At 69.5% G+C, this 6781-nt stretch carries 5 protein-coding genes; all 5 read right to left on the bottom strand.

Annotated elements, in window-relative coordinates:
* A partial coding sequence (locus tag AC1D01_RS15650; protein ID WP_477867756.1) for an NAD(P)/FAD-dependent oxidoreductase occupies positions 1-343 on the bottom strand: 343 nt, incomplete at its 3' end.
* A 64-nt stretch (positions 344-407) separates the two neighbouring features.
* Positions 408-2573 carry a xanthine dehydrogenase family protein molybdopterin-binding subunit gene (locus tag AC1D01_RS15645; protein WP_477867754.1) on the bottom strand — a complete coding sequence of 722 codons (2166 nt, stop codon included), beginning with the start codon at positions 2571-2573 and terminating at the stop codon, positions 408-410.
* Between the two features lie 10 nt (positions 2574-2583).
* Positions 2584-3054: a (2Fe-2S)-binding protein gene (locus AC1D01_RS15640; protein ID WP_477867752.1), complete on the bottom strand. Its 471-nt coding sequence runs from the start codon at positions 3052-3054 to the stop codon at positions 2584-2586.
* Between the two features lie 87 nt (positions 3055-3141).
* On the bottom strand, positions 3142-4566 hold the full coding sequence (locus AC1D01_RS15635; protein WP_477867750.1) for a DHA2 family efflux MFS transporter permease subunit: 1425 nt from the start codon (positions 4564-4566) through the stop codon (positions 3142-3144).
* A gap of 27 nt (positions 4567-4593) precedes the next feature.
* Positions 4594-6639: a M13 family metallopeptidase gene (locus AC1D01_RS15630; protein WP_477867748.1), complete on the bottom strand. Its 2046-nt coding sequence runs from the start codon at positions 6637-6639 to the stop codon at positions 4594-4596.
* Between the last annotated feature and the right edge of the window lie 142 nt (positions 6640-6781).

Here is a 6781-nt window from a genome sequence, read left to right as displayed (position 1 = left end):
GGATCTGGTCGAGCTCGCGACGCGGCAGCACCGCCAGCGTGCCGGGCACGTCGACCCGTCCGCCGCGCGGGCCGATGCAGCCGACGTGCTGCGCCGGCTGGGCCTGCGCCATCACCTCGTCGAGCACGCCCAGCCGCGCGAGCGCCGCGTGCGCATCGGGAATCAGCCCGTCGCCGCAGACCTTGTCGCGCGGGAAGCGGTGCTGGTCGACCAGCACGGTGTCGACGCCGGCGCGCGCCMGCCATTGCGCGGCCGCGCTGCCGGCCGGGCCGGCCCCCACGACGAGCACCTCGCAGCGTTCAGGCAGGTCGGTCAGCGGGGTGTTCTGGGTCGGCAGCGGCATCGGTCGGCTTGCGGGCTCGGGGAAGCCCGCAAGGATACCCGTGCCCTGCCCGCCTCCGACGCGGTCAGGCGCTCTGGATGTTCTCCGGCGTGAACGGCATCTTGCGCAGCCGCTTGCCCGTCGCCGCGAACACCGCGTTGCCCACCGCCGGCCCGATCAGCGCCGTCGCCGGCTCGCCGATGCCGCCCGGCTTCTCGGTGCTCGGCACCAGCGTGATGTCGATCGCCGGCGATTCGTTCAGCCGCAGCAGCCGGTACTGGTGGAAGTTGGTCTGCTGCACCCGGCCCTTCTCGAGCGTGATCTCGCCGAACAGCGCCGCCGTCAGCCCGAACACGATGCTCGACTGGATCTGCGCCTCCACCGTGTCGGGGTTGACCATGCGCCCGAGATCGGCCGCCACCGTCACCTTGTGCACCTGCACCTCGCCGTTGGCGACCGAGATCTCCGCCACCTGGGCCATGTAGGTGTCGTAGCCCTCCATCAGCGCGATGCCGCGGAAGCGCCCGGCCGGCGCCGCGCGGCCCCAGCCGCCCCGGTCGGCCGCGATCTTCAGCACGTTGGCGAAGCGCGGCTGGCTGCCCAGCAGCGACAGCCGGTAGGCGAGCGGGTCCTGCCCCGCCGCGACCGCCAGCTCGTCGATGAAGGTCTCGTTCGCGAACGCGTTCAGCGCATGGCTGACCGAGCGCCAGTACCCCACGCGCAGCCCCGCGTCATGCTTGACGATGTCGTGCCGCGAGGCCGGCACCGCGTAGCCCGCGATCGCCGCCTCGGTCATCAGCGGATCCTGCACGTCGGCCGGCAGGCCGAACACGCGGCCGGTGATCGACTGCGAGCTCATCCGGAAGGTCATCGCGGTCGGCTTGCCGTCGGGCCCGATCGCCGCGGCCAGCCGGTGCACCGACTGCGGCCGGTAGAAGTCGTGCGTCATGTCGTCTTCGCGCGTCCACAGCAGCTTCACCGGCTTGTTGACCGCCTTCGAGATCTGCGCGGCCTGGACGATGAAGTCGATGTCGATGCGCCGGCCGAAACCGCCGCCGAGGAAGGTGGTGCGCAGGCTCACGTTCTCCGGCGGCACGCCGACCACCTTGGCGACCGTGGCGGCCGCGGCGTCCTGCCACTGCGTCGGGCCGATCAGCTCGACGCGGTTGTCATGCACGTGCGCCGTGAAGTTCATCGGCTCCAGCGGCGAGTGCGACAGCAGCGGCATCGTGTACTCGGCGCGGATCACCTTGCCTGATGCCTTCTCGGCCGCTTTTTCCACTCTGGCGATCTCGGCATCCGCATCCCCCACCGCCTTCAGCGGCAGCACCTTGCCGGAGGTGAGCCCGCCGCGCGTGCTCTCCATCATCGAGGTGTGCGTCAGCGCCGCGCCGGCGCCTTCGTCCCAGACGACGCTGAGACCTTCGCGCGCCTGCTTCGCATGCCACCAGGTGTCGGCCACGATCGCGACGCCGTCGGGAATCTGCACCACGTCGATCACGCCGGGCATCGTCTTCGCCTTGCTCGCATCGAAGCTCTTCACCGTGCCGCCGATCACCGGGCACTGCTCGAGCGACGCGTAGACCATGCCGGGCAGCTTGACATCGATGCCGAACTCGGCGGTGCCGTTCACCTTGGACGGCGTGTCCAGCCGGCGCGTCGGCTTGCCGACGATCTTGAAATCCTTCGGGTCCTTCAGCACCACCTTGTCGGGCACCGGCAGCTTCGAGGCTGCGGCGGCCAGCTGGCCATAAGTGGCCTTCCTGCCCTTCGGGCCGATCACCCGGCCGTTCTCGGCGCGCAGCTGCGACTCCGGGATGTTCCATTTTTGAGCAGCCGCGCTGATCAGCATCATGCGCACCTGCGCGCCGGCGACGCGCAGCTTCTCCCAGCCGTCGCGCACCGAACTCGAGCCGCCGGTGAGCTGCGGCCCGCCGAGCAGCGCGTTGCCGTAGAGCTTCTGGTTCGGTGGCGCGATCGACACCTTGATCGCGCGAATGTCCACGTTCAGCTCCTCGGCGATCAGCATCGGCATCGAGGTGTAGACGCCCTGGCCCATCTCGGAGCGGGCCGACAGCAGCGTGATGGTGTTGTCGTCGGCGATGTGCACCCAGGCGTTCGGCGTGTACAGCATGCCGGCCGCGTTGGCGTCGGAGACGGCACCGGGCAGCGCGACGCCCAGCATCAGGCCGCCGCTGGTCAGTGCCGAGCTCTGCAGGAAACCACGCCGTGTCAGGCTTGTCTTGGTCATGGTGGTCTCCTCAGGCCTTGTGGTGCTGCAGGTCCGCGGCCGCGCTCTTGATCGCGGCGCGGATGCGCGGGTAGGTGCCGCAGCGGCAGATGTTGCCGCTCATCGCGGCGTCGATCTCGGCATCGCTCGGGTTCTTGTTCGTCTTCAGCAGCGCGGCCGCGCTCATCAGCTGGCCGGACTGGCAGTAGCCGCACTGCGGCACGTCGTGCTTGATCCACGCGACCTGCAACGGGTGGGTGTTGTTGCGCGACAGGCTCTCCACCGTCGCGACCGACTTGCCGGCCACCGCCGAGACCGGTGTCTGGCACGAGCGCACCGGCTGGCCGTCCAGGTGCACGGTGCAGGCGCCGCACAGCGCCATGCCGCAACCGTACTTGGTGCCGGTCAGGCCGATCTCGTCGCGGATCACCCACAGCAGCGGGGTGTCGGGCTCGGCCTTCACGTCGACCGACTTGCCGTTGATCTTGAAGCGTGTGCTCACGGGTTGTCTCCTGGGGTTCTTGTGCAAGAAACCCAGGATCGCGCTCGGCACCGCCGCTGTCTGCCCGAGGGAAACCCGAACGCCCGGTCAGTCCTTCGCGGGCGCCATCCGCCACGCCGCGATCACCGCCAGTGCGCTGATCGCCCCGAGCAGCCCGAAGGTCTCGTGGAAGGCCCGCAGCGGCGCGTCGGCATGCACGCCGAGCCGCCACTGCAGCACGATCCCGACAATGCTGATGCCCACGGCCCCACCCAGCTGGCGCAGGAAGTTGATCGTGCTCGACCCGTGCGAGATCAGCTCGCTCGGCAGCCCGCGCATCGCGCCGAGGTTCAGCGACGGCAGCACCAGCCCGAGCCCGATGCGCCCGACCACCGCCCACAGCGTGATCAGCCACAGCGCGGTGGCGAAGCCCACCGTCAGCATCAGCCAGAACGAGGCGGCCAGCAGCAGCACGCCGGCCGCGACGACGCGGCTCACCGGCAGCTTGTCGGCCAGCCGGCCGGCCAGCGGGATCGTGATCGCGAGCACGATGCCCGCCGGCAGCAGCACCGCGCCGGCCTGCGACGGCGGCAGCTTCAGCGCGATCTGCATGAACACCGGCACCAGGTAGGTGGAGCCGAACAACGCCATGCCGTAGATGAAGGCGACCCAGCCGCCCATCGAGAACGAGCGGAAGTCGAACAACCCGAGCCGCATGATCGGGTTGTCGTTGCGGCGCTGGCGCGCGATGAACACGATGCCGGCGCCGACCGCGACCACCAGCAGCACGATCGCCGCCAGGTGCGCCGTGTCGTGCAGGTGCACGAGGCCGTTGAGCAGCGCGAGCACCGCCACCGTCAGCAGCGCGAGGCCGGCCACGTCGAGCTTGCGGCCGTGCTGGTTGACGTGCGCGCCGCCCGGCGAGCTGTGCGGCAGGTAGCGTGCGGCCATCGCGAGCGCCGCCAGGCAGAACGGCACCACCACGAAGAAGATCGAGCGCCAGCCGAAGGCCTCGACCAGCACGCCGCCGATGCTCGGCCCGATGGCCGGTGCGAGCACCACGCCGAAGCCGAAGATGCCCATCGCCTTGCCCTGCTCGTGGCGCTGGAACGCATGCAGCACGATGATCGCGGGGATGGGTTGCAGCACGCCGGCCGACAGGCCTTCGAGCACCCGCATCGCGAGCACCCACTCGAAGCTCGTCCCGAGCCCGCCGCCGATGCCGCCCAGCATCAGCAGCAGCACCGCGCCGAAGTAACTGCTGCGGTAGCCGAAGCGGTCGAGCACCCACGGCGTGACGAGCATCGAGACCGTCATCGCGGCCATGAAGCCGGCCGACAGCCACTGCGCGCGCTCCTGGCCGAGGCCGAAGCGGTGGCTGATGTCGGGCACCGCGACGTTGATGATGGTCGAGGCCATGATCGACGCCATCGTGCCGATCATGACCGTCAGCAGCACCATCCAGCGGTAGCGCTCGCCGAACCTCTCGCGCAGCTGGACGAGGGAGGCCGGCGACTCGGGCGGGGTGCTCATGCGCCCCAGTTTCTCACCAGATCCGCACTACCAGATCGACACGCGCTTCTCCGGCGGCAGGTACATCTTGTCGCCCGCCTTCACGCCGAAGGTCGAGTAGTAGCCCGGGTGGTTGCGCACCGTGCCGTTGGCGCGGATCTCCTCTGGCGAATGCGGATCCGACTTGAGCTGCTGCACCAGCGCCTGGTCGCGCGTCTTGCCGCGCCACACCTGCGCGAAGCCGAGGAAGAAGCGCTCGTCGCCGCTCAGCCCGTCGATCGCGAGCGGCGGCTGGCCGTTCAGCGACAGGTGGTAGGCCTTGTACGCGATCTCCAGCCCCGAGTTGTCGGCGATGTTCTCGCCCAGCGTCAGCTCGCCGTTGACCTTGTAGCCCGGCACCGGCTCGAACGCGCCGTACTGCTCGACCAGGATGCTGGTCTTGGCGTCGAAGCGCTTGCGGTCTTCGACGGTCCACCATTCGCGCAGGTTGCCCAGCCCGTCGAAGCGGCTGCCCTCGTCGTCGAAGCCATGGCTGATCTCGTGGCCGATCACCGCGCCGATGCCGCCGTAGTTGGCCGCGTCGTCGGCGGTCGGGTCGAAGAACGGCGGCTGCAGGATCGACGCCGGGAACACGATCTCGTTCATCGCCGGGTTGTAGTACGCGTTGACGGTCTGCGGCGTCATGAACCATTCGTCGCGGTCGACCGGCTTGCCGAGCTTGGCCACCTCGCGTGCATCGGCCAGCAGGCGCGCGCGCATGACGTTGCCGACCAGGTCGTCGCGGCGGATCTGCAGCCGGCTGTAGTCCTTCCACTTCTTCGGATAGCCGATCTTCGGCACGAAGGTCGCGAGCTTGGCCTGCGCCTGCTTCTTGGTGTCGGGGCCCATCCAGTCGAGCGTGTCGATGCTCAGCTTGTAGGCGGCCAGCAGGTTGCCGACCAGCTTCTCCATCTTGTCCTTCGACTCGGGCGGGAAGTACCTGGCCACGTAGACCTTGCCCAGGCTCTCGCCGATCGAGCGCTCGACGATGCCGACGCCGCGCTTCCAGCGCGGGCGGTTCTCGGTGGTGCCGCTCAGCACCGTGCCGGTGAAGGCGAACTGGGCGTCGACGAAGTCCTTGCTGAGGTAGGGCGCGAACGAGATCAGCAGCCGCGTCTTCGCATACGCCTTCCAGGTGGCGAGCGGCTGCGACTGCAGCAGCGCGCTCATGCCCTTGAAGTAGCTCGGCTGGCGCACGATCACGTCCGGCGTCTTGCCGGCGATGCCGGCATCGGCGAGCCAGGCCTTCCAGTCGAGGGCCGGCGCGAGCTTCGGCAGGTCTTTCTGCTGCACCGGGTTGTAGCTCTTGACGGCATCGCGGTTCTCGACGCGCGTCCACTGCACGCGGGCCAGCTCGGTCTCGAGCGCGAGCACCGCGCGGGCGCTGGCCTCGGCGTGGGACTCGCCGGCCATCGTGAGCAGTTTCGCGACCAGCTCGACGTACTTGGCGCGCGCCTCCTTGAAGCGGGCGTCGTCTTCCTTCAGGTAGTAGTCGCGGTCGGGCAGGCCCAGGCCGCCCTGGCTCAGGTAGGTGACGTAGCGGGTGGAGTCCTTGGCGTCCTGGTCGATCTCGCCGTTGACGGCGGAGGGAATGCCGAGCYGGCCGTGGCGCGCCATCAGCACGCTGAGCTGCTTGCGGGTGCGCACCGCATCGATCGCGGCGAGTTCGCCGGCCAGCGGCTTGACGCCGAGCTTCTCGAGCGCCGCTTCGTCCATGAAGCTCGCGTACAGGTCGCCGATCTTCTTCGCGTCGGCGTCGCCGCCGTTCTTCGCCGCATCCTCGATCAGGCCGCGCAGCTTCGCGAGCGTGCCTTCCTGGATCTGCTCGAAGGCCCCGATGTAGGCCTTGTCGGCCGGCATCGGCGTGTCGCGCAGCCAGGCGCCGTTCATGTGGCGGAACAGGTCGTCCTGTGGGCGAACGGCGTTGTCCATGCCGCTGCGGTCGATGCCGGAACGGGGCGCCTCGGTCTGGGCGTGGGCGGCGCCGGCGAGCAGCGCGGTGGCGAGGGCGGCACACAAGGCAGCCCGTCGGGGGCGGTGAGGCAGAAGATGCAAGTGAAGCTCCTGGCGGCCGGATGGGCCGCGGTGGTCGAGGGGGCGCCCGATCGGCGCTGCCGTACTCTACAGGCGCCCCGCCCGGCCCGGGCTCACGGTGCGACGGAACGCAGGATGGCGTGGGCGCGTTGCAGTTCCGTAC

The organism is Rhizobacter sp. P3_B12 (assembly GCF_056402895.1).
The sequence above is the reverse complement of the archived record's forward strand: the minus strand, read 5'-3'. Positions and strand labels throughout refer to the sequence as shown.